This is a genomic window from Marinobacterium jannaschii DSM 6295 (genome assembly GCF_000620085.1).
GTDB classification, from domain to species: Bacteria; Pseudomonadota; Gammaproteobacteria; order Pseudomonadales; family Balneatricaceae; genus Pontibacterium; species Pontibacterium jannaschii.
This window is the reverse complement of sequence record NZ_KK211068.1, coordinates 185,556-209,133: the sequence shown is the minus strand read 5'-3', so window position 1 is coordinate 209,133 and position 23,578 is coordinate 185,556. Positions and strand designations below refer to the sequence as shown.

At 54.9% G+C, this 23,578-nt stretch carries 21 protein-coding genes; 11 read left to right on the top strand and 10 right to left on the bottom strand.

The window, feature by feature from the left end:
- The 8 genes from Q354_RS0122595 to Q354_RS0122560 all read right to left on the bottom strand — a co-directional run.
- A partial coding sequence (locus tag Q354_RS0122595) for a helix-turn-helix domain-containing protein (RefSeq protein ID WP_027859602.1) occupies window positions 1-262 on the bottom strand: 262 nt, incomplete at its 3' end.
- Between the two features lie 90 nt (window positions 263-352).
- Window positions 353-1,210 carry an ABC transporter permease gene (locus Q354_RS26945; RefSeq protein WP_051560557.1) on the bottom strand — a complete coding sequence of 286 codons (858 nt, stop codon included), beginning with the start codon at window positions 1,208-1,210 and terminating at the stop codon, window positions 353-355.
- 3 nt (window positions 1,211-1,213) lie between these two features.
- Window positions 1,214-2,023: an ABC transporter ATP-binding protein gene (locus tag Q354_RS0122585; RefSeq protein ID WP_027859601.1), complete on the bottom strand. Its 810-nt coding sequence runs from the start codon at window positions 2,021-2,023 to the stop codon at window positions 1,214-1,216.
- 59 nt (window positions 2,024-2,082) lie between these two features.
- Window positions 2,083-3,084 carry a taurine ABC transporter substrate-binding protein gene (locus Q354_RS0122580; protein ID WP_027859600.1) on the bottom strand — a complete coding sequence of 334 codons (1,002 nt, stop codon included), beginning with the start codon at window positions 3,082-3,084 and terminating at the stop codon, window positions 2,083-2,085.
- 412 nt (window positions 3,085-3,496) lie between these two features.
- Window positions 3,497-4,879: an L-serine ammonia-lyase gene (locus tag Q354_RS0122575; protein ID WP_027859599.1), complete on the bottom strand. Its 1,383-nt coding sequence runs from the start codon at window positions 4,877-4,879 to the stop codon at window positions 3,497-3,499.
- Window positions 4,880-4,978: 99 nt separating this feature from the next.
- Window positions 4,979-6,247 carry a serine hydroxymethyltransferase gene (gene glyA, locus Q354_RS0122570; RefSeq protein ID WP_027859598.1) on the bottom strand — a complete coding sequence of 423 codons (1,269 nt, stop codon included), beginning with the start codon at window positions 6,245-6,247 and terminating at the stop codon, window positions 4,979-4,981.
- A gap of 160 nt (window positions 6,248-6,407) precedes the next feature.
- A complete protein-coding gene (locus Q354_RS0122565) occupies window positions 6,408-6,836 on the bottom strand; it encodes a GlcG/HbpS family heme-binding protein (protein WP_027859597.1) in 429 nt (142 codons plus the stop codon).
- 27 nt (window positions 6,837-6,863) lie between these two features.
- The gene (locus tag Q354_RS0122560) at window positions 6,864-7,994 is read right to left on the bottom strand and encodes an aminotransferase class V-fold PLP-dependent enzyme (RefSeq protein WP_027859596.1); all 1,131 of its coding nucleotides are present in this window, start codon (window positions 7,992-7,994) and stop codon (window positions 6,864-6,866) included.
- A 645-nt stretch (window positions 7,995-8,639) separates the two neighbouring features.
- Between Q354_RS0122560 and Q354_RS0122550 the strand changes: the two genes are divergently transcribed.
- Window positions 8,640-10,295 carry an electron transfer flavoprotein-ubiquinone oxidoreductase gene (locus Q354_RS0122550; RefSeq protein ID WP_027859594.1) on the top strand — a complete coding sequence of 552 codons (1,656 nt, stop codon included), beginning with the start codon at window positions 8,640-8,642 and terminating at the stop codon, window positions 10,293-10,295.
- Window positions 10,296-10,583: 288 nt separating this feature from the next.
- Here Q354_RS0122550 and Q354_RS0122545 read toward each other — a convergent pair whose 3' ends face one another.
- A complete protein-coding gene (locus Q354_RS0122545; protein ID WP_084332726.1) occupies window positions 10,584-11,231 on the bottom strand; it encodes a MalM family protein in 648 nt (215 codons plus the stop codon).
- A gap of 21 nt (window positions 11,232-11,252) precedes the next feature.
- Complete coding sequence (locus Q354_RS0122540; RefSeq protein ID WP_027859592.1) at window positions 11,253-12,005, bottom strand: hypothetical protein; 753 nt, start codon at window positions 12,003-12,005, stop codon at window positions 11,253-11,255.
- A gap of 664 nt (window positions 12,006-12,669) precedes the next feature.
- On the opposite strand from Q354_RS0122540, the gene Q354_RS26940 reads away from it, so the two are divergent.
- From Q354_RS26940 to purU, 10 genes are all read left to right on the top strand, one after another.
- Entirely contained in the window at window positions 12,670-13,023 is a 354-nt protein-coding gene (locus Q354_RS26940; RefSeq protein WP_051560556.1) for a putative quinol monooxygenase, read from the top strand.
- 198 nt (window positions 13,024-13,221) lie between these two features.
- Window positions 13,222-13,752 carry a L,D-transpeptidase family protein gene (locus tag Q354_RS0122530; RefSeq protein ID WP_084332725.1) on the top strand — a complete coding sequence of 177 codons (531 nt, stop codon included), beginning with the start codon at window positions 13,222-13,224 and terminating at the stop codon, window positions 13,750-13,752.
- Between the two features lie 372 nt (window positions 13,753-14,124).
- The gene (locus tag Q354_RS27715; RefSeq protein ID WP_051560555.1) at window positions 14,125-16,797 is read left to right on the top strand and encodes an ATP-binding protein; all 2,673 of its coding nucleotides are present in this window, start codon (window positions 14,125-14,127) and stop codon (window positions 16,795-16,797) included.
- A gap of 37 nt (window positions 16,798-16,834) precedes the next feature.
- Window positions 16,835-17,260, top strand: coding sequence for a response regulator (locus tag Q354_RS0122520; protein WP_211252314.1), 426 nt, complete (start codon window positions 16,835-16,837; stop codon window positions 17,258-17,260).
- Between the two features lie 11 nt (window positions 17,261-17,271).
- The gene (locus Q354_RS0122515) at window positions 17,272-17,703 is read left to right on the top strand and encodes a response regulator (RefSeq protein ID WP_036231202.1); all 432 of its coding nucleotides are present in this window, start codon (window positions 17,272-17,274) and stop codon (window positions 17,701-17,703) included.
- Between the two features lie 6 nt (window positions 17,704-17,709).
- Entirely contained in the window at window positions 17,710-18,444 is a 735-nt protein-coding gene (locus Q354_RS0122510; RefSeq protein ID WP_027859588.1) for a sensor histidine kinase, read from the top strand.
- A 51-nt stretch (window positions 18,445-18,495) separates the two neighbouring features.
- Window positions 18,496-20,268: a GGDEF domain-containing response regulator gene (locus Q354_RS0122505; protein WP_027859587.1), complete on the top strand. Its 1,773-nt coding sequence runs from the start codon at window positions 18,496-18,498 to the stop codon at window positions 20,266-20,268.
- Between the two features lie 491 nt (window positions 20,269-20,759).
- The gene (locus tag Q354_RS0122500) at window positions 20,760-21,509 is read left to right on the top strand and encodes an electron transfer flavoprotein subunit beta/FixA family protein (RefSeq protein WP_027859586.1); all 750 of its coding nucleotides are present in this window, start codon (window positions 20,760-20,762) and stop codon (window positions 21,507-21,509) included.
- A complete protein-coding gene (locus Q354_RS0122495) occupies window positions 21,509-22,456 on the top strand; it encodes an electron transfer flavoprotein subunit alpha/FixB family protein (RefSeq protein WP_027859585.1) in 948 nt (315 codons plus the stop codon). Before Q354_RS0122500 ends, Q354_RS0122495 begins: the two co-directional genes overlap by 1 nt.
- Window positions 22,457-22,586: 130 nt before the next feature.
- Complete coding sequence (purU, locus tag Q354_RS0122490) at window positions 22,587-23,438, top strand: formyltetrahydrofolate deformylase (RefSeq protein ID WP_027859584.1); 852 nt, start codon at window positions 22,587-22,589, stop codon at window positions 23,436-23,438.
- Window positions 23,439-23,578 lie beyond the last annotated feature (140 nt).

Sequence of the window (23,578 nt, the reverse complement as noted above, 5' to 3'; positions counted from 1 at the left end):
CTAAGCGTTTGATCTTCTGGGCGGGTGTTTCCTTGGCTTTCGGTGAGTGAGGCATCGTGCGTCCTTTCGATTGAGACCAATCAAGCTTACCGTGTTTACGTAACCAGTTAAGTACCGTACTGCGTCCTTGGATGCCGTAGATCCTTTGGGCCTGTTTATAGGTCATATCGCCCTTTTCTACCGCCGCGACAACCTGCAATTTAAAGCCCATTGTGTAGTCACGCTGTGTGCGCTTTTGGCGGGTAGGTCTAGAGGTGTCCATTATAGGTCTCCAATGTGTAAACCTATTTCAGGACGGGACACATCACAGAACCTAAAAGGGCTGCGTATATACGCAGCCCTTTTACTTTTCTTAAGCCTTACCCTTCCAAGGAATCAGCTTGGCCTCTAGCTTACGCATCAGTATATCGATGCCGTAGCCGATGGCGCCGACGATGATGACGCCCAGCACCACGATATCGGTGGAGAGGAACTTACTGGCGACCATGATCATAAAGCCGACGCCGGATTCTGCGGCGACCAGTTCGGCGGCAACCACGGTACCCCAGCAGACGCCCATGGCAACGCGCATACCGGTGAAGATCTCCGGCAACGAGTTGGGCAGGATCACCTTCATCAGGATCTGGCGCTTGCTGGCACCCAGCGAGTAGGCGGCATGGATCTTCGACAGTTTGACGCTACCGACACCGGCGCGGGCGGCGATCACCATAATCCACAGGGCGGCGAAGAACAGCAGCAGGATCTTGGAGCGCTCACCGATACCGGACCAGATGATCACCAGCGGGATAAACGCCAGCGGCGGAATCGGGCGGAAGAACTCGACAATCGGGTCGAACCAGCCACGCATAATCTTCGACAGACCCATGGCGAAGCCGAGCGGAATGCCGATCAGGCAGCCGAGGCCGAAGCCGACCAGGATACGGTAGAGGCTGGCCCAGATATGTTCCCAGAGGGAGAAGTTACGGTAGCCCTCGCCGGAGATGCTGACAAACTGATCCCACACCGCCGACGGGGCAGGCCAGAAGATCGGATTGACCAGCTCCAGCGCGCTGCCCAGGTACCAGGCCAGGGCGAGGGTAAAGACAGACAGTACACTCCAGAAGCGGCCATCGGCCACCGAGGCGGTATCGCCAAAGGTAACGGTTTTACGTTTTTCCATCCCGGACGCGATCAGTCCGGTTCTTTCCAACAGGGATTGTAAAAAGGTCATCGTTTATCCTCCCACCGCTTCTGCCCGGCCCATAATCTCCTCCTCCATCTCCCAGATCATGGTGAGGATTTCTTCACGGGTGGCAATGAATTCAGGTGACGCTTTAATCTCACGCGGGTTCTGATGCAGGCCTGCATCAGCAAAGGGCAGTTGATACTCCTTCTTGATCCGGCCCGGACGTGGCGCCATGACGAACAGGCGCTCACCGAGGAACAGCGCCTCTTCAACGCTGTGGGTGATCAGGACGATGGTCTTGCCAGTCTCTTTCCACAGCTTCAGTACCAGGCTCTGCATCTTCTCGCGGGTGAGTGCATCCAGTGCGCCCAGGGGTTCGTCCATCAGGATCACATCCGGATCGTTGGCCAGGCAGCGGGCCAGTGCCACGCGCTGCTGCATACCGCCGGAGAGTTCATAGATCGCCTTATCACCAAAGTCCTGCAGACCGACGGTTTCCAAGAGGTGATCGACGGTGCGCTTGATCTCGGCCTGAGGAGTCCCTTTCATCATTGGGCCGAAGCCGATATTTTCCGCCACCGTGAGCCACTCAAACAGCGCGCCCTGCTGGAACACCATGCCTCGCTCGGCGCCGGGGCCGTGGACCTCTGTCGAGGCCAGCTCAACGCGGCCGTGGGTCGGGGCGAGGAAACCGGCGACGATATTCAGCAGGGTACTCTTACCGCAGCCGGAGGGACCCAGCACGGACAGTAGCTCCCCCTGCTTCAGGGAGAAGGAGACGTCACGCAGCGCCTCCACCTGGCCGCCGTCCGGGGTATCAAAGATCATCGATACGTTATTCACGACTAATTCAGACATCACTTCTATCCTGGAAAAGTTTCAAGACAGGGCACGGCCGCAGCCGTACCCGGACAGTTTCAGTTCACCTGCTGATAGAAGCGGGCATCGATCGTATCGCTGTAGTCATCCAGCGCTTTCGGAATCTGTTTGTGCTCGACGAAGAAGTCGGCCACTTCCTTGGTGAAGGACTGCACAGTGCCGCCCATCCACATGCTGGAGATCTGCTCGTCGCGCAGCGGGAAGTCGAACAGTGCCAGTACCTGGTTGGAGTCCTCCAGTGCCAGGCCGGATGCCTTGGCGATCACCGGTTCCAGCTTGGACGGGTTCATACGGAACGCCTTGTTGGCGTTGTCGGTGGTCTGCAGGAACTGGGTGACCAGCTCGGGATGGTTGGCGGCAAACTTGTTGCTGGCGGAGATCACGTCAAACACACGGATACCGATCGCTTCCTGCTCACGGGCGCTCATCAGCACGGGGCCATAGGTTTTCATCCGGCGCAGGGCGCCGCCCCAGCCGCAGGCCATTGCCACATCACCGCGGGCCAGTGCCGCTGCGCCATCGGCCGGCGCCATATCCAGCATCTTCACTTTGGTTGTGTCCACCTTGAGGTGGCTCAGGGTACGCAGCATCTTATAGTGGGCGACGGTACCAAATGGCACCGCGATACTCTGGCCCTGCAGCTTGGTGGCGTTCTCCTTATCGATGCCACTGTTTTTACCCACCACACAGTTATCGTTTTCTGCGTAGGAGACCGCGATGCCGACCATGGTGATTGGCAAACCCTGGGAGACCGCTACGGTGAACGGCACCAGGCCCTGGGAGTAGGCCATATCCACATCACCGGAAGCCATGGCGGCGGACATCGCCGTGCCGGAATCAAAGGCGCGCCATTCGACCTTTACGCCCATATCTTTGTCGTAGGTCTTGTTGACCTGGGCTACCTGGTTAGCGGTGGGCCATTCGAGGAAGTAGCCAACAGTGACCGTATCCGGCTTGTCGGCGGCAATGCTGAAGGGAGCTGCAAGGGCGGCAGACGCAAAAACGGCTGTCTTAAAAACTGAGGTGATCTTGTTATTCATAGTTACCTCTACATCGCTGAAGCGACTTTTTATTTTTTCCCCCGGCCGTAGTGACCGAGCCAAGTTTGATCTGCCGCGACGCTGGCGTGGGCAGAATGTAATCCGTCCCATTGATACTGCCGCGCCGATCTAACCCCCACAATTGATTAAAATTTCTCCATTGTGAGTTTTTCTAACAGGTTGGGCTGGCCGCGAAGCAATGCCGTTAGTGACGCCGGGTATGCAGGGAAAGGGGCAGGCGTGGCAAGGGTAAGGTATTGATAAAACAGCTGGAAAGCCCCGTCACCAGAAGGGTGACGGGGAGAAAGGGGCAGCGGGACAGGCTGCCGGAGCGCGCGGCTGCCTAGCGGGTGAGGCTAGCGTGACAGGCCGGGTGTAGCAGACAGGACCTGACAGGAGGCCTAAGCAGAGGTCAGCACTCGATCACGTTCACCGCCAGGCCGCCACGGGAGGTCTCCTTGTACTTCTCCAGCATATCGTTACCGGTGTCGCGCATGGTCTTGATCACCTTATCCAGCGAGACGAAGTGGGTACCGTCGCCACGTAGAGCCATGGTGGCCGCGTTGATCGCTTTCATCGATGCCATAGCATTGCGTTCAATACAGGGAACCTGTACCAGGCCGCCTATCGGGTCGCAGGTGAGGCCCAGGTTATGCTCAATGCCGATCTCGGCAGCATTCTCCACCTGTTCCGGTGTGCCACCGGTGGCTTCGGCCAGGCCTGCTGCGGCCATGGCACAGGCGGAGCCGACCTCGCCCTGACAGCCCACTTCGGCGCCGGAGATCGAGGCGTTCAGCTTGCATAGCAGGCCGATGGCAGTGGCCGCCAGCAGGAAGCGGACGACCCCTTCCTCATCGGAGTTGGGACAGAAGTTGTCGTAGTAGTGCAGTACCGCCGGAATGATCCCGGCCGCGCCGTTGGTCGGGGCGGTCACCATCCGTCCGCCAGCGGCATTCTCCTCACTGACGGCCAGGGCATAGAGGTTGACCCAGTCCATCGCGCCCAGCGAAGGGGTGATCATATCCATGCGGCTGCGGTTCTTCAGTTCGCGATACAGTGCCGGGGCACGCCGTTTGACCTTCAAGCCACCGGGCAGAATCCCCTCCTGATGAAAGCCATGCTGCACGCAGTCCTTCATTACCTGCCAGATCTGCAGGATGCCGTCGCGGATCTCCGCCTCGCTGCGCCAGGCCTTCTCGTTCTCCATCACTACGTCGCTGATGCTGAGACCGCTGCGCTGGCAGATCTGCAGCAGCTCCTCGGCGGTGTCAAAGGGATAGGGCAGGGTGGTGCTGTCCTCGACAATACGGTCGTCCCCGGCGGCGCTTTCATCCACCACGAAGCCACCGCCGACCGAGTAGTACACCTTATAGGCGAGGATATCGCCGTCGGCATTCCAGGCGCTAAAGCTCATGCCGTTGGGGTGGTAGGGCAGGCTTTCGCGGCGATGATAGATCAGGTCGCGTTTATCATCGAAGAAGATGCGGTGGCCGTCCGGTAGCGGCAGGCGCTGTGTGCTGCAGACCTCAGCCATGCCGGGATTGACGATCGCCGGATCGATCAGCTCAGGTGCGTGGCCGATCAGGCCCATCACTACGGCGGGGCCGGTGCCGTGCCCCTTACCGGTGGCACCCAAAGAGCCAAACAGCTGGCACTGGATACGGGCAACGCCGCATAACAGACGTTGCTGTCGCAGCGATTCAGTAAACAGCTGCGCCGCTTTCATCGGGCCGACAGTGTGGGAGCTGGAAGGTCCGATACCGATTTTCAACAGATCAAACAGACTAATAGCCATGATGAGATTGCCCTCGAGTTTTTATTGGATAAGGCAAAACGGTCACCGCAGTCGCCCCACAGGACGCTGCGGTGACCCGCGACTCAACAGGGGATCGCTTTAGCGATACACCGGGTAATCCGCGCAGAGCGCCGTTACCTTGGCCTTCACCTGGTCGATCACCTGCTCGTTGCTGATATCCTCCAGCACGTCGCAGATCCAGCCGGTCAATTCGCGGCAGTGATCGGCGTTGAAGCCACGGCTGGTGATAGCCGGGGTGCCGATACGCAGGCCACTGGTAACGAAAGGCGACTGCGGGTCGTTCGGTACCGCATTCTTGTTCACCGTGATATTGGCCCGGCCCAGCGCCGCATCGGCGTCCTTACCGGTGATGCCCTGCTTGATCAGGCTGAGCAGAAACAGGTGGTCGTCGGTGCCGCCGGAGACGATGTCAAAGCCGCGCTCGATAAACACTTCCGCCATCGCGCGGGCGTTTTCCAGCACCTGTTGCTGGTAGCTTGTGAACTCCGGTGCCAGGGCTTCCTTAAAGGCCACCGCCTTGGCGGCGATCACATGCATCAATGGGCCACCCTGACCGCCAGGGAACACCGCCGAGTTAAGCTTCTTCTCGATATCGGCATTGGCGCGGGCTATGATCAGGCCGCCACGCGGACCGCGCAGGGTCTTATGGGTGGTGGTGGTCACTACATCGGCCAGCGGTACCGGATTCGGGTAGAGGCCTGCTGCCACCAGACCGGCGACATGGGCCATATCGACAAACAGATAAGCGTCGACCTGATCGGCGATATCGCGAAAGCGCTGCCAGTCGACGATGCGGGAGTAGGCGGAGAAGCCGGCGACGATCATCTTCGGCTTATGTTCCTGTGCCAGGCGCTCCACTTCGTCGTAGTCGATCTCACCGGTGTCATCGTTGAGGCCGTACTGTACGGCGTTGTAAATCTTGCCGGAGAAGTTAACGTGGGAGCCGTGGGTCAGGTGGCCGCCGTGGGCCAGGCTCATCCCCAGCACGGTATCACCCGGCTCACACAGGGACATATAGACCGCCGCATTGGCCTGGGAGCCGGAGTGGGGCTGGACGTTGGCGTAGTCGGCACCGAACAGCGCCTTAGCGCGATCGATCGCCAGCTGCTCAACCTTATCCACATGCTCGCAGCCACCGTAGTAACGCTTGCCTGGATAACCTTCGGCATACTTGTTGGTCAGGACTGAACCCTGTGCCGCCATTACGCGCGGGCTGGTGTAGTTTTCCGAGGCGATCAGCTCGACATGCTGTTCCTGCCGTACCTGCTCCTGCTGCATCGCCTGCCAGAGGGCGTCATCGTAGCCTTCAATCCGCTCTTCACTGCTGAAACCATGCGTCTTGGACATCGCGGTGTCTCCTGTCATCGATCTGAAAAAAGAAAAAAGGATCCCCTCGACACGGCCGGGCCGGATCGATCTGAGCGGGGATCTGCAAGGGGTGTTGTTCTTTAGAGGTAAAAAATCCGGGGCCGGTGCCTGAGTCGGTGCGCCTGCCCCGGTGAGACAACTATTGGTTGATCTGCTTCAGGAAGGCGTCGACACCTGCCTGGGCAACTACTTCATCCTGGTCTGGGGTGCCGGAGCTGCAGCCAACCCCGCCGACGATCTGTTCGCCGGCAAACAGCGGCAGGCCGCCGGCGACGATAGAGAAGCGGCCCTGGTTACTGGTATTGATCCCGAAGGCCGGTTTGCCGGGGACGCTGATCTCGCCATAGGCGCGGGTCGATTTACGTGCCGCCGAGGCAGTAAAGGACTTACCCATGGAGATATCGATACTGGTAATACGGGCGTTATCCATGCGCTGGAACATCAGCAGGTTGCCGCTGTCGTCGGTGATGGCAATATCCATATCCACCGCGATCTCTTCGGCCTTAGCCACGCAGGCCTGCATAATGACCTGGGCATCGTCCAGGGTCAGTTTTGGTGTCAATTTCATAACGTAATTCCTCTGGGGCAGCCCGGCTTAGTTCAGGATTCGATCCAGTGTTTCGGCAAAGCGATCCACCGCCTGGTCGACATCGTAGAGCTTATCGAGGCCAAACAGGCCGATACGGAAGGTGCGGAAATCCTCCGGTTCGTCACACTGCAGTGGCACGCCTGCGGCGATCTGCATCCCTTCGGCGAGGAATTTGCTGCCGTTGTGGAGACCGGCATCGCCGGTATAGCTGACCACCACGCCGGGGGCTTCAAAGCCCTCAGCCGCGACACTCTTAATACCGCGCTGTTTCAGCAGCTGACGGATCTCGGCGCCCAGGGCCAGCTGTTCCTCTCGGATCCTGGCGAAACCGTACTCTTCGGTTTCCTTCATCACATCGCGGAACTGCGCCAGGGCGTCGGTCGGCATAGTGGCATGGTAGGCGTGGCCACCGTTTTCATAGGCTTCCATAATCTGCAGCCACTTTTTCAGGTCGCAGGCAAAGCTGGAACTCTGGGTATTGTCGATGCGGTCGCGGGCCAGCGGACTCATCATCACCAGTGCGCAGCAGGGAGAGCCGCTCCAGCCTTTCTGTGGTGCGCTGATCAGCAGGTCGACGCCACAGGCCTGCATATCGACCCAGACGGTACCGGAAGCGATACAGTCCAGCACGAACAGGCCGCCGATCTCATGCACCGCATCGGCGATCGCCTTGAGGTAGTCATCCGGCAGCATCATGCCGGAGGCTGTCTCGACATGGGGAGCGAACACCAGATCCGGTTTATCGTTCCGGATGGCGGCCACGACCTCTTCAATCGGTGCCGGGGCGAACGGCGCCTGGCTGTCGGCTTCGACCTGGCGGGCCTTGAGTACCTGGCAGCTGGCCGGAATATTGCCCATCTCGAAGATCTGGCTCCAGCGGTAGCTGAACCAGCCATTGCGGATCACCAGGCAGTGCTTATCGCTGGCAAACTGACGGGCCACCGCTTCCATACCAAAGGTGCCGCTGCCCGGTACCACGGCGACGGCATGGGCGCTATAAACCTGTTTCAGGGTGGCGGAGATATCGGTCATCACCGACTGGAACGCCTTCGACATATGGTTGAGTGAACGGTCGGTGTAAACCACGGAGTATTCGGTCAGGCCTTTGGGATCGACCGCAGGGAACAATGCAGACATTTCATTACCTTTTAGCTGTTTTTATACTTATATGAAATTTTTTATTTGTTTTTCATTATGCTGCCGCATGAGTCTGAGGATGACAAGACCCTTTGGCGAAAATATGTGCAGATTTTTCCGATGCCCGTCATTCGGGCCTTACAGCGTGATGGCAGAGGCGAGAACAGAGCGGATAAACCCCGTCTGAGAGGTCGCTTTCAGTATGGTTTTTGTGACCTGTCAGTGCCTGGATTGACCGCAGTTGATAACGATCAAGCCCCGGGGTTGAAAGCTCAGGGCTATCTGCCTATTAATAGGAATTGATCGGGCTCTGTCGTTTTTGGTCAGTGGCACAAAGCCGGGGAGATCTGGCTTATCCCGCATCAGGGGCAGCGACAGCCGATCGGCAACAAAGGTTTCCCGACCTGTATGTGGCGGAGCTGTGAGGAAACTGGTTTTATGTATGTGAAAAAATATTTTTATTTTTCAGTCAATATTGATTAGATTAGTCTGCAGTTATGGAGCTACTGTCCCGGCACAGAGCAGGATTAACGCTATTGTTGCTGTTAACAGGTACAGTGAACGAATTCAGCACGTATCCGGCGAAGGATAAGTCGGAGCGCAGGACAAAAATAAAAGTTTTGAATTTGGTGAGAGGTGAGGAAGATGGAACGCGAATCGATGGAGTTTGATGTCGTTATCGTCGGTGCCGGTCCGGCTGGACTGTCGGCAGCTTGTCGTTTGCTGCAACTGGCAGCTGAGAAGGAACAGGAGCTGGCGGTCTGCGTGGTCGAGAAGGGCTCCGAGGTCGGGGCGCATATACTGTCTGGTGCGGTAATCGAGGATACCGCCCTGAAAGAGCTGTTTCCTGACTGGAAGGAGCGCGGTGCGCCGCTCAATACCCCAGTGACCGAGGATGAGATCTACCTGCTGAAGGATGCCGAGAACGCCACCCGCATCCCGAATGCGCTGGTGCCTAAGACCATGCATAACGATGGCAACTACATCGTCAGCCTCGGCAATGTCTGCCGTTGGCTGGGGGAACAGGCCGAAGAACTGGGTGCCGAGATCTTCCCGGGCTTCTCCGCTGCCGAAGTGCTTTACGGTGACAATGGCGAAGTCCTCGGTGTGATCACCGGCGATATGGGCGTAGCAGAGGATGGCAGTGAGAAAGACAGCTATATGCCAGGCATGGAGCTGCGTGCCAAGTACACCCTGTTCGCCGAAGGCTGCCGCGGCCATCTGGGCAAGGAGCTGATCGCTCAGTTCGGCCTCGATGAAGGCAAAGATCCGCAGCACTACGGTATCGGTATCAAGGAGCTGTGGGATATCGACCCGGCGAAGCACAAGCCCGGGCTGGTGGTACATGGCTCCGGCTGGCCGCTGCAGAGCGATACCCACGGTGGCTTCTTCCTCTACCATACCGATGACAACCAGGTCACCCTGGGCCTGATCATCGACCTCTCCTACAGTAACCCGCACCTGAGCCCGTTCGACGAGTTCCAGCGCATGAAACACCACCCGGAGATCAAGCAGTATCTCGAAGGCGGCAAACGTGTGGCCTACGGTGCCCGTGCCATCGCTAAGGGCGGCTATAACTGCCTGCCGAAGATGAGCTTCCCCGGCGGCCTGCTGATCGGCTGCGATGCCGGAACCCTCAACTTCGCCAAGATCAAGGGTACCCATACTGCCATGAAGTCCGGCATGATCGCGGCAGAAACCGTGGTCGAGGCGCTGCAAAACGGGCAGGAGGGCGGTCAGGAGCTGAACGCCTTCGACGACCAGTTTGCTGACAGCTGGGCCAGCGAAGAGCTGCACCGCTCACGTAACTTCGGCCCGGCGATGCATAAATTCGGCACCCTGATGGGCGGGGCTTTTAACTACCTCGACCAGAACATCTTCGGCGGCAAGCTGCCCTTCACCCTGCACGACAGCACCCCCGACTACGCCAAGATGAAACCGGCCAGCGAATGCAGCCCGATCGACTACCCTAAACCGGATGGTGTACTCAGCTTCGACAAGCTCTCCTCGGTGTTTCTCTCCAACACCAACCATGAGGAAGACCAGCCCTGCCACCTCAAGCTGAAAGATCCGTCGATCCCGCTGAGCCAGAACCTGCCGAAATTCAACGAACCGGCCCAGCGCTACTGCCCGGCCGGGGTCTATGAAGTGGTCGAGGATGAAAACAGCGGCGAACAACGCTTCCAGATCAACGCCCAGAACTGCGTCCACTGCAAAACCTGCGATATCAAAGACCCGGCCCAGAACATTACTTGGGTAACCCCGGAAGGCGCGGGTGGGCCTAACTATCCGAATATGTGAGTCTTTTGTTAAACAACGGCCAGTTGTTCCCTGATGCCAGGTTCTGTCTAGGACCTGGTTTCTTGATATAAATAGACTTATCTGCAGGCCTCTAATTAAGAATGCTTTTTAAAATTCAGAGGTGATAGCTAGATATGGAGAAATGGCACATCGGAGGACTCCTTAAGAAACTCAAAAGTATATGCTTGTCCTATGGGAGTTTTAATGAAAATTGAGCCGTCGGGAAGATCTTTTCAGTTACCTAGCTCGGAGGACTCTCCGAGCTAGGCTGTCCTATTATCGTTATCTTTACTTTTCATCCTCCCTGATGTCGCTCAAGGTTCGCAGCTTGTACTCATTTAAACCGATAAGAACGATCCCCCCTTTCGAACTGGTGATCGTCGACGTTATATCGCCACTACCGTAGGAAAGGCTTACTCCGCTTGTGTATACGGTGTTGACTTCAACACTAGTTGTTTTCTGTGCTATTGATCTAGCATTTAAGTCTTCACTTATAACCAAGTAGTGTTCGTTATTATTAGTATCATTTACAAATAGCGTCGCTTCATACTTGGAGTGATTAAATATGAAGTCCTTGTGATCAAAGGTGCGTGATACTCTATGGTCTTTATCCAGCAGAACTAGTTTGGGAACAAAGGCTGACTTTAGGTGAACAGGAGATTGGACTCTAATTGAGTATGGAGAAACAAAATTCGGAAGAATTAGCTTTAAGGCATATATTTTTTCCTTTTCCTCCTCCACTACCACTCCGTGCTCGTCACCAAGATGAAAGCGTATGCCCTCGCCATTAAACTCTATCTTTTCGCCGGGCATCTTCTCATATGTTGTACAGCATGGTGCTGCGCTCTCCAGCTGAGAAGCGTAGTCTATTCGTTTCACTGTACAGCCTGCCAGAGTAACTACGCTCAAGGCTGCTAGCAATGTTCTAACAATCATACTAATTACTTTAATTCTGCATTAATTGTTGAGAGCGATCGATTTAGGCTCTTTTTCTATAGGCGCTAATTCTTGAACAATACTCGAAACGATGCGGTTGATTGCATCTTTTAATCCATCAATACTGCTTTCCGGTGATTCTTTAAGTGCATCGTAGCTGGGAAAAGAAAAATTCTCAGAATGACCGATATATCTTGTGTTATCTCGAAGTCCAAAGTTTTCGCCTGTCGCTAATTGGTTGGCGTACAATACGGCTTCAGAATTTGAATCAACCAGCCTGGTCTGTAACTTTATGGTTGGTTTGTATGCAGCGATAGGGCTACCAGCCGTATATCCATAGCTGTAGAAATAATTATCCAAAACGGCATCGATACCTTTCTTAGGATATTCCTGCATGAACTTTCGAGATTCTGTTGCGGAGGTTTCTATAAGCGATACATCATAATTCCGATCTTCAAGCGCTTTCTGTAGGCTCTCAACTAGATATTCTGAAGGGTTGAAGCTTTGATTAGCGATTGCTTCGTTATATCCGTTAGTTTTACTAGTGAATTCAATGCCTGCAGCTATACCGCCGATTAAACCAGCCTGATAGCCAGGATGATTATGATAGTAGATGTTCACTTCCTCAGGCGTTATAGGCTTGACGATAGCAACCTTTTTTACATGCGTATTTGCTTGCTGGTTATATGCTTGCTGTTTTGGAAGGCCCGAACAGCCTGTCATTGCTACTAGTGTTAGAAAAGTGAGCGCTAGCTTGACTTTGTGCTTAAACATCTGAAGTCCCCTTGTAAATTAGCTCTAATATACACAGGGACAATTATCTAGTTCACGATGAGAGTCATAAGCATACTAACTTCATGATTTTTAGTCGATCTGAACCGTCCCTGTTTCAGGCGGGTAGTGTAAACATTGTTCGCCGAGATGTAATCCCCTTTGATAGCTCACACAATCAACGGGAAGAAGTACTAATCGATAAATTAAACAGTTGTTAGCTTGTATTTTGTTCAGATGTAAGCCAAGCCTGATCTCTTGTCTACAAAAAATCTTCTGTAAGTGATACTGAATCTATAGTTGGCAGGTGTTCCTTTGCGGCCCAGTAAAAATTTCTAAAGAGTTATGACTATGGTGCCTGTTCTTAGAGATGGTAGAGCTTGAGGGCTCGGTTGGTGGCGACTGACCGCTATGGCTTATGACTGACCTATTGATATATCGATCTAATAATCGACACGTTGGATATACTGGCCGATGGCATTGACAAGTCTTCACCTGATATAGCCATAAGAGGCTCTCCCAAAAGCTGTGTTTTTTCATCCTAAAGACCTAATTGGCGCCTTGCCTGAAACTGCTAGGGTTGAGTCATTAGCGCTCTGCCCAGGTCTGGGGTAACGTGACTGGGTGGCCTTCTGGCTGCCTTCAATCAACAGTTAGGGATGATCAGATGACGAACAATATCTACTGGATACTGAAAGCCAATATCGGCGAGGGTAATCTTGCGGCGCTGAAAGAGCTGGCTGCGAAGTTTTGCCATATGACGCAGGAAGAGCCGGGTGTGGTGGCTTATGAGTGGTCGGTCAGTGAAGACGGCAAGGTGCTGCATATCTATGAGCGCTATGCCGACAGCGATGCCGGTCTGGCTCATCTGGCGAATGTCGGGCCATCCCTGCCGGAGCTGATGGCGTTGGTGACGCCGGTGAGTATCGAGTGCTACGGCAATGTCGGTGATAGTCTCAAAGAGGCGATGAAGGCGTTACCGATGAGCTATATGGAGACCTTTGCCGGTTTTCATAAGTAAGTGACTGCTGCTGGCGGTATCGGTCACAAGGCAGGATATCGCTGGCAGGATGTTTGATTACCGCTTGCCCGGATTCACCGCAGGGTAATGCGCCCGTAAATCTATCCTGAAATCTCTGGAAGATCCTGCAGTGGCAGAGTATCTTATCAATCGTTCAATAAACATCACTTCCGTTAGTTATCTGAATGAGTTGTCCGAATGGAATCGCCCGTCCTGTCAGGGATACATGTCTGCACTCCATATCTGTCCCGTCTGTGTTCACTGTCATTAGCACTGTTTCTGTCTGCGTTTAGCTTTCAGGCGATAGCTGTTGATCTGATTCGGGTCGATAAGTCTGAGCGGCGGATGTACCTGATCGAGAACGGTAACCTGGTTCGCGAGTATGTGGTGGCACTGGGTAAGAATCCCCGTGGCCATAAGCAGCAGCGCGGCGATAAACGAACCCCGGAAGGGGCTTACTACCTCGACTTTATCAAGCAGAACTCCTCCTTTTACCGCGCCATGCATATCAGCTATCCCAACGAGCAGGACCGGCAGCGCGCGCGGCAGCGGGGTGTGTCGCCCGGCGGCTCAATTATGATCCACGGCCAGCCGAACCGTGCGGACTGGAATGCTGAGCGGGCACAGAAGCTGAACTGGACCAACGGCTGTATTGCCCTCACCAATGAAGAGATGGATGAGTTTATGACTCTGGTTGATGTCGGAACCCCCATCCGTATCGACTGGTAGCCGCTTTCATAAGCGTGATCCATCAGGCCGGGTAATGCGGGCTGAGCTGCTACCTAAAGGCTTAATTATAGAGCCGCTGCTCTAGCGTTTTTCCTCTGCTGTTCTAGTATTAGGTAACCTCGGTGTTTATCAGTCAGTCCGGCCGTGTGGAAATCTACCCAGGGGTCTATCTAGAAGTTGTCGGATCTGTTGATATCATCCGTCCTGTTAAATCAGGTTATCGGGAAGGTAGTGAAATCCTCTTCAGGAATCCTTCCAGTGGGATCGTCCGGCAACAGGGAGTGTTTAGGCAGCCATTCTGCTTCTTGACTCATCTGTAACCGATTCTTAAGGCCTCCCTCCGGGGCAGGCTTAGCTAAAGGATTAGTGCTAATGGATCTGGCTCATGGCCCTCATCATTCTGAAAATAAAGTTCAATCCTTCCGGTGTTATAGCCTGAAAGCGATCGGTACTGTGATAGCAGCATTGTCCGCGCTGATGGGGCTGGTAGTGATGACCGGCTGGTATAGCAAAAATCAGTTGCTGATTCAGATCGATCCCGAGTTTGTGCCGATGCAGTTTAATACCGCCTTGGGCTTTTTGATGTCGGGGACGGGGCTGCTGGCCGCAATCTACAACAGACGCTATCTGATGGTCGGGCTGGGTGGCATGCTCGCTGCATTGGGTGGGCTGACTCTGGCTGAGTATCTGGCCGATGTTGATCTTGGTATCGACCAGTTGCTGATGGAACACTACATCACGACACTCACCTCGCATCCCGGCCGGATGGCACCGAATACCGCCTTGTGTTTTCTACTGACCGGAATGGCGCTGGTATCTGCTTTTCTGCTGCAACGTGTCATGTTTCCTATGATTCTGGGAATCATAACCGTTTGCCTCGGAGGGTTGTCGCTCACCGGCTATCTGGTCGGCTTTGAAGCGATCTATGGCTGGATGCACTTTACCCGGATGGCCGTACATACCTCTGTCGGCTTTGTCTTTGTCGGCACAGGGGTGTTGCTCTGGAATGCCTCACGCCGATTGCATGAAGAACGCTCGCAGACCTATCTCTATAACATTGTCAGTGGCGTGGTGCTGACGGTTTCGTTGCTGGTGCTTTGGCAGGCGCTTTCCTCATGGGAAAACCAGAGGATCAAAGAGGTCATCAGAAACGAAGCGGATGCTGCCCGCTCTGTCACGGATCAGTTTCTTGCCTCAGAGGTAGCGGCACTGGAACGCATGAGCCAGCGCCTGTCCTACCAGGGGCAAATCAATCAGAAGCAGTGGGAACGGGATGCCGAATCCTATATTGAGGATATGTCGGTGTTTCAGGCGATCGAATGGGTGGATAGCAGCTTCCATATCCGCTGGGTTGTACCGCTGGAAGGCAATGAATCCGCAATGAATCTGAATCTGGCCTCCGATCCGCGAAGGGCGGCTGGGTTCAGGCAGGCCCTTCAGGAAAACGGCATCAGCGTTACCCGTACCGTCGAGCTGGTGCAGGGTGGGCGCGGCTTTCTGGTTTACTCGCCGGTGATGCAGGAATTGGAACTTAAGGGTTTTGTTCTTGGGATTGTGAAGGTTGATCAGTTGATGTCCAGGTTGATCGGCTTTCGTGACTATGATGAGCGATTCTATATCACTGTCTCTGACGGTGATGAGGTTATCTGGAAAAACTATTCAACGCCTGAAGCGGAGAGTATTGCCATCAGTCAGATGGTTGTGCTGCCGCTGGCCAATGTCGCCTGGCAAGCCGAGTTTATTCCGCGTAAGCAGTTTGTCGAAGAGCTGGTGTCTTCCCTGCCGTTGATGGTGCTGGGGGCAGGGGGCTTGCTGATATTTCTGTTTCAGGGGACGCTGTTTTTCTATTATCAGGCACGTGAAGTGAATCGGCTGAATATCCGCAAAGAACGGCAGCTGGAGCAATCCAACCAGGCTTTGCAACAGGCTGAACAGCGTTATCGGGCTATCACCTACCTGATGCCGGTCGGGGTGTTACTGATTGATCGGCAGGGCAACATTGCCGAAGCAAATGAGCAAGCCTGCACTATCTTTGGTTATCGTAGCGAGCAATTGCTGGCAATGAATGTCGATCAGCTGGTGCCGGATATGGTGCGCAATAAACATGCTGCATTGCGTGAGGGCTTTCAGGGCGACCGGGGGGCGCGGAAGATGGCCGGAGATGGCGCTGACCTGATGGGGCTGACCGCCGATGACTGCCTGGTACCTATTGAAGTCGGCCTGTCATCAATTGAGATCGGGCAGGAAACGTACATCATCGCCTCCATCACTGATATGACCGAGCGTAAACGGATGCTGCAGGAGCTTAAAGTGCAGAATATCCAGATGGACTGTGCCATGGAAAGGCTGCGGCACTCCAATGAGCAGCTGGAACGCTTTGCCTTTGTCTGCTCGCATGACCTGCAGGAACCGGTACGGATGGTGCTGAGTTTCAGTCAGCTGCTGGAGCGTCGTCTGTCTGACAACCTGGACGATAAAAGCCGTAGCTATCTGCACTACATTACCGACGGGGCACAGCGGGCCCGCAGTATGATTTCAGACATTCTTACTTTCTGCCGCCTTGACCAGAATGTGCAGGCGACCGAGGAGGTCGCTTTGGAAGATATCTGTGTTCAGGTGAAGAACACCCTGCAGGAGGTGATGACCGAAAAGCAGGCGGAGTTTAGCTGGCAGCAGCCGTTACCGGTATTGTCAGGGATACCTTCTCAGGTGTTCCAGCTGTTCCTCAACCTGGTGGGTAACGGGCTCAAATTTAATCGCAGTGAACAGCCCCGGGTTGTTATCTCAGCAGAGGAGCAAGGCGATCTCTGGCTGATCGATGTGCAGGACAATGGCATCGGTATTGATGAAAAGTATCGGGACAAGCTGTTTACCATCTTTCAACGGTTGAATACTAAGGAGGAGTTTCCGGGCACAGGCATTGGCCTGGCAATCTGCAAAAAAGTTGCCGGGCACCACGGTGCTGAGATAGACGTTTTCTCTGAACCGGATAAAGGAAGCCGATTCCGCATTAAGTGGCCGAAGTCAATCAGCGGTGACCACTGATACTGGCGACAAACAGAACTGATAATGGATGTTATTTATGGAAGTACGCCCGATAGAAATACTGCTGGTGGAGGACAACCCGGGGGATATCGAACTGGTTAAGGCCGGATTCGATGAAGCACGGGTTGCGAACAATATCGTCGTGATCGGGGATGGTCAGGATGCACTGGATTTTTTTGATCAGGCAGAAACGTTACCGGATATTGTGTTGCTGGATATTAATCTGCCTAAAGTCGACGGCATAGAGGTGCTGCATAAGATTAAAAGCCAGCCCCGGACCCGGAGTGTACCGGTGATTATTCTGACCTCATCGGAGGCGGAGATCGATATCAGCCGGAGCTATACCGAAAATGCCAACAGCTACATCACCAAGCCCGTGGATTTCGAGAAGTTTATTGAGGCGATCCGATCACTGGAAGATTTCTGGCTGTCTGTTGTAAAGCTGCCCGGGCAGCCCGGATAAAGGGGGGAGCGATGAAGTCCATTAATATTTTGTTAATTGAAGATAATCCAGGTGATGTCGAGCTTACCCGGGAGGCGCTCAGCTCGGGCAAGATTCGCAATCACCTGGAGGTGGTTTCCGACGGTGAGCAGGCGCTTGATTATCTGCGCAAGCAGCCCCCTTATACCGATGTCTCTACCCCGGACATTATTCTGCTGGATCTTAACCTGCCAAAAGTAGACGGCCGCGAAGTACTGCAGGCCGTCAAAAGCGATCTTAACCTGCGTCAGATTCCGGTGATTATTCTATCCAGTTCAGAAGCTGCCAGTGATATCCAGCAAAGCTATGACCTGCATGCCAACTGCTTTATCTCCAAGCCTGTGCAGCTCGATCGTTTTCTGGATATTGTCCAGATGATTGAATGTTTCTGGATCGATATCGTCAAGCTGCCGGGTAAGGGGTGAGACACCATGGCAACGACTGATTCAGGCGTGACTGCGCCGCCGGAAGGGCAGGGGGATGATCTCCAGAAACTGGTCTATGGATTATCGCACGATATGGGCGCGCCGCTGCGCGCCGTGGTTCAGTTTTCCCAGCTGATCGGGCGACGGCTGGATGGACGGCTGGATGAGAAAGAACAGTACTGGTTAGCACTGATTCAGGAGAACGGCGAGCGCGCCCAGCAGATGATCGATGCGCTGCTGGTGTTCTCTCGGCTGCAAAGCCAGCGGCAGCCGGACTCATCATTTTCACTGGCCAGGCTGATCGACTCGGTGCTGCAAAAACTTGGCCGTCACTATGATATATCGGTAGTAAAGATCGGCCATGTCGAACTGCCTGAAGTGACCGGCTGCTATGGTCACTGGCAGCTGTTACTGGAGAATGTTCTGAAAAATGCACTGCAGTATCATCCGCCAGAAGCAGGTCATCAGCCGCAGGTTGTACTACAGTGCCTGCAGCATCAGGAAACTATTCAGGTTTCTGTAGAAGACAACGGGATCGGAGTATCTGATACAGCTTTGGAACTGCTCGTGACACCTTTTAAGCGTCTGCAGTCGGGCCATGACTACGAAGGTATCGGAATGGGACTGACTTTTTGTGAACGCATTGTCCGGCTGAACGATGGAGCGCTGTTATTCGCTCACTCTCCGCAGGGTGGACTGGCGGTCACTTTCATAATGCCCACCGTAAACCGACAGGATTGACCCTCCATCCATTCAACTGAAGGCGATGGAGAAAGCAAAGGAAAGTCATGCATGAATACTCCGATGGTGAACTCCAAATCCAGTAATATATTTCTGATGGCGGAGGATAATCCCGCCGATGCCGAACTGGTCACCGAGATGTTATTCGAAGTGTTTGGTGACAGCTATTCGGTGGTCTGCGTAGACCGCTTTGAAAAAGTGGTGGAAGCACTGGCGAAAGGCACCTTTCAGTCGCTGATACTCGATATGGGGCTGCCGGACCGCTCGGGGGTCGAAAATATCCGCGAGGTGAACAAGCTCTATCCCAACCTGCCCATCGTTGTGCTGACCGGCCAGGAAGATCTGGATGTAGCCGCAGATGCGCTGCAGAAAGGAGCCCAGGACTACCTGACCAAAAATAATGTATCGCCGGAGCTGCTGGCTCGCAGCCTGCACTATGCCAAAGAGCGTAAGCAGATTGAGCTGAAGCTGAAACAGGCGCTGGAAGACTCGGCCTATCGTAATGTGCAGCTGGAAGCGATGGTGAAGCATGACCCGCTGACCCGGCTGCCAAACCGCACCTACTTTCATGATGCCGCCACCCGGGTGTTACATCGGGCCAAGCGCTCTGGCGACCAGGTGGCGTTGCTGTACTTTGATCTCAATGGTTTTAAGAAGATCAATGATACCTATGGCCATCTGACCGGCGACGAACTGTTGAAACAGCTGGCGCGCCGACTGGAAGGTGTTGTCCGGGACTCCGACTTTCTGGCCCGTCTGGGTGGTGACGAGTTCGTGATTATTTCCGACCTGCTGGAAAACCGGCAGCAGATCTATCCCCTGATTAAGCGCATACTCTCGGTGTTCGACAGCTCCTTTGAGATCGACAGCCACCAGATTCTGATGACGCCTTCGGTTGGTGTCGCTTTTTATCCCCATGCCGAGACCATCGATCTGCTGATTAAGCACGCGGATTGTGCGATGTATGAAGCCAAGCGGATGCCTGATTACCCGGTTTGTTTCTATACCCAGAAGATGGCGGCTCAGTTTGCCCGTAATCAGGCCATTGAGCTGGAGCTCAGCGCCGGGCTGGCGAATACCGAGTTCAGCGCCTGGTTCCAACCGGTCATTGCGGTGCAGCAGCCGGAGACTATGCAGGTCGAGGCGCTGGTCCGCTGGCAGTCACCACGTCTTGGCTGGGTTCCACCGGATCACTTTATCTCCCTGGCCGAGATGACCCCGGCGATCAATGGCATCACCCGTGTGGTGGTTAACAAGAGTCGGGACCTGTTTCATCTGCTGAGCGGTGACAGTTCATCGATACAGAAGATCGCCATCAATGTAACCGCTTCGCAGTTGAGCGGACGTGGCTTTTACGAACTCTTTCTCAGCTGGCTGGAGGAGTGCGGACTGCCGCCGGAGTGTATCTGTCTGGAGCTGACAGAGCGTGAAATCGTGCAGAGCACCAAAAGCTGTCGCAAGCAGCTGGAGCGCTTTCGCGCCATCGGCATGAAGGTGGCGCTGGATGATTTCGGATGTGGCTTTTCTTCCATTACCCATCTGCTGGACCTGCCTCTGGATATCCTCAAACTTGATCGGATGCTGATCGATCATATTGATGTACATCCGCGTAATCAGGCGCTGACCGCAGGTATCGTCGAGATGGCGCACCGCCTGGATATGGAAGTGGTGGCCGAAGGTATAGAGCGCCGGGAAGAGTATGAGATGGCGATCCAGCTGGGGTGTGACCACCTGCAGGGGTTTTATATCGCCAGGCCGATGCCGATTGATCAGTTGCTGAGATTCTACTCCAATACAGAGTGTGAACCCGGCTCCCGGCACTAGTCGGATGGTGGTAACGGCCGCACCGCTTAACCGTGTCGACTGACGAACCCGCCGTGTCGCGGTTCGCAGTGACTCAGCGGCGGGGTGCAAGAGACTCTGACTGAACCGACTCTTACATATGGCATGACCCAGCGGGCCATTACTCTGGCGCCCTGGCTGCGGTAATGGAAGCCGGAGCAGCCGGTAGCACAGTCCTTTTTGTTCTATTCTTTCCTTTCTTCACTTCATATCTCCTGAGTTTGTTGCCTCCGGCAGCACATCCTCTGTTGTCTTAACGGGATGCCTCGCTGGCTTTCAATGCTGGTCGCGATCTTTTGCGCGATGCGTGGAAAGCGGTATTTCATCGGTTTCGTTTACTTGCCTGTAAAAATTTTATTGACACGGCTTATCTAAAGATTTATTTATGTATGTGAAAAATAAATAAATAATTTCACGAAAATATTGGTCTTTGTGAAATTTGTCACTTTGAAGTAAACGTCTTTGAGGTCAATATGAAGATACTGGTCGCTGTTAAGCGGGTTGTGGATGCCAACGTCAAGGTGCGTGTTAAGCCGGACAATTCCGATGTCGAGCTGAACAACGTCAAGATGGCTATCAACCCTTTCTGCGAGATCGCGATTGAAGAAGCGATTCGCCTGAAGGAGTCCGGTGTGGCATCTGAAGTCGTAGTGGTGAGTGCCGGTAGCAATGAGTGTCAGGAGCAGCTGCGCACCGCGCTGGCGCTGGGCGCCGACCGTGCAATTCAGATCGCTACCGATGAAACCCTGCAGCCGCTGGCGATCGCCAAGCTTCTGAATGCCGTGGTTGAGCGCGAACAGCCGGGGCTGGTGATTATGGGCAAGCAGTCAATCGACGGCGATAACAACCAGACCGGCCAGATGCTGGCCGCGCTGAGCGGCATGCCTCAGGGGACCTTTGCATCGGAAGTTAAACTCGAAGGTGAAGAGTTACTGGTGACCCGCGAAGTGGATGGCGGCCTGCAACAGGTTGGCCTGAAGCTGCCGGCACTGGTGACTACCGACCTGCGCCTGAACGAGCCGCGCTATGCCTCCCTGCCGAACATTATGAAAGCCAAGCGTAAGCCGCTGGCGCAACTGACGCCTGATGATCTGGGTGTCGATGTAACACCACGCCTGACCACCCTGAAGGTATCTAATCCGCCAGAGCGTGCGGCGGGCACCATGGTCAGCACCGTGTCTGAGCTGGTCGAGAAACTGAAAACTGAAGCGGGAGTGCTGTGATGACGATTCTGGTAATTGCCGAACACGATAACCAAACACTGAAAGCGGCGACCGCCCATGCCCTGAGTGCTGCGAAAGAGATCGCCGCCCAGACCGGTGGCGAAGTAAGCCTGCTGGTAGCCGGCCATAACTGCGGCGCTGCCGCCGAAGCGGCTGCAGCTGTACCGGGTATCGCTAAGGTCCTGTTGGCCGACAGCGCTGCGCTGGCGCAGCAGCTGCCGGAAAATCTGGCACCGGCTTTAGTATCACTGGTTCAGGCGCAGGCGGTTACTCACCTGCTGGCGGCGTCTACCACTCAGGGTAAGAACCTGCTGCCACGGGTTGCCGCACTGCTGGATGTGGCACAGGTCTCCGATATCACCGAAGTCGTTGATGGCGATACCTATGTGCGTCCTATCTACGCCGGCAATGCCCTGGCAACGGTACAGAGCAGCGACAGCGTTAAGGTGATCACCGTGCGTACCACCGCATTCGAAGCCGCTGAACTGAGTGGCGGTCAGGCGGCGGTGGCAACCCAGGAAGAGGCATCCGATGCCGGACTGTCGCGCTTTATCAGTGAAGAGGTGAGTCAGTCTGACCGTCCGGAACTGACCTCCGCCCGCATCATCATCTCCGGTGGTCGCGGCATGCAGAGTGGCGATAACTTCCCGCTGCTGGAAAAGGTCGCCGACAAGATTGGCGCAGCGGTTGGTGCCTCCCGCGCGGCGGTGGATTCCGGCTTCGTGCCTAACGATATGCAGGTTGGACAGACCGGCAAGATCGTGGCACCGGATCTCTATATCGCCGTGGGTATCTCCGGTGCGATCCAGCACCTGGCCGGTATGAAGGATTCCAAGGTGATCGTCGCCATCAATAAAGATGATGAAGCACCGATCTTCGGTGTAGCCGACTACGGCCTTAAGGCGGATCTGTTCGAAGCCCTGCCGGAGCTGGAGCAGCTGCTCTGACAGCGTATGACTGAACGCTAAACGTTGCCCGGGGTGTCGTCGCTGCGCGCTGAACCCCGGGCGCTACGAAGACAAAAATAACAATAGCGGCGGCATGCCACAGAGACAGTGCCGCCGGGAGGAAGACTAAATGAACCGCAACTATCGCCTGATTCTCGATTGTCCCGACCGTGTTGGCATTGTTACCCGCGTAGGTGAAGTGATCACCAGCAATGGCGGCTGGATCGCTGAAGCGGCACACCACTCAGATGAAGAGAGTAACTGGTTCTTTTCTCGCATGGTGATTCAGGCGGCTTCATTGCCATTCGGCATTGAGGCGTTGCGCGAAAAGTTCCGGCCACTGGCGGAAGAGATGGAGATGAACTGGCAGATCGTGGATAGCGAAGAACCCAAACGGGTGATCGTTATGGCCAGTAAGGGCTCGCACTGCCTGTCCGATCTGCTGGATCGTTGGAAGAGCGGCGATATCGACTGTGATATCCCTTGCGTAATCTCCAACCATGAGGATATGCGCGGGCTGGTGGAGTGGTACGGCATTCCGTTCCATCACGTAGTGATCGAAAAGGACAACAAGGCGCCGGGCTTTGCCGCGGTTGAGTCGCTGGTGGATGAGTACAACGCCGATTGCGTGGTACTGGCGCGCTACATGCAGATCCTGCCGCAGGCGCTGTGCGAGAAGTACCGTCATAAGGTGATCAATATCCATCACAGCTTCCTGCCATCCTTTATCGGTGCCAAACCCTACCATCAGGCATCCCGCCGGGGTGTGAAGCTGATCGGGGCGACCTGTCACTACGTTACCGAACAGCTGGATGAAGGCCCGATTATCGATCAGGACGTGGCCCGGGTCAGCCACAGCGACCGGGTCGATGACCTGGTGCGGCTGGGCAAAGATGTGGAAAAAACCGTGCTGGCGCGAGGCTTGCGCGCCCACCTGGAAGACCGGGTGCTGGTACACGGCAATAAAACTGTCGTCTTCTGAGCGACAGAGGATTTGTGACCCAGCGGGCTTTTGATGCTTGCGTAGGTTGGTGTTGAGCTTGCGAAACCCGACATCCGGGGGGGATGGCTGCTCCGTTGTTGGGATTCATCGCTGCGCGATTCATCACCAACCTACCAGCA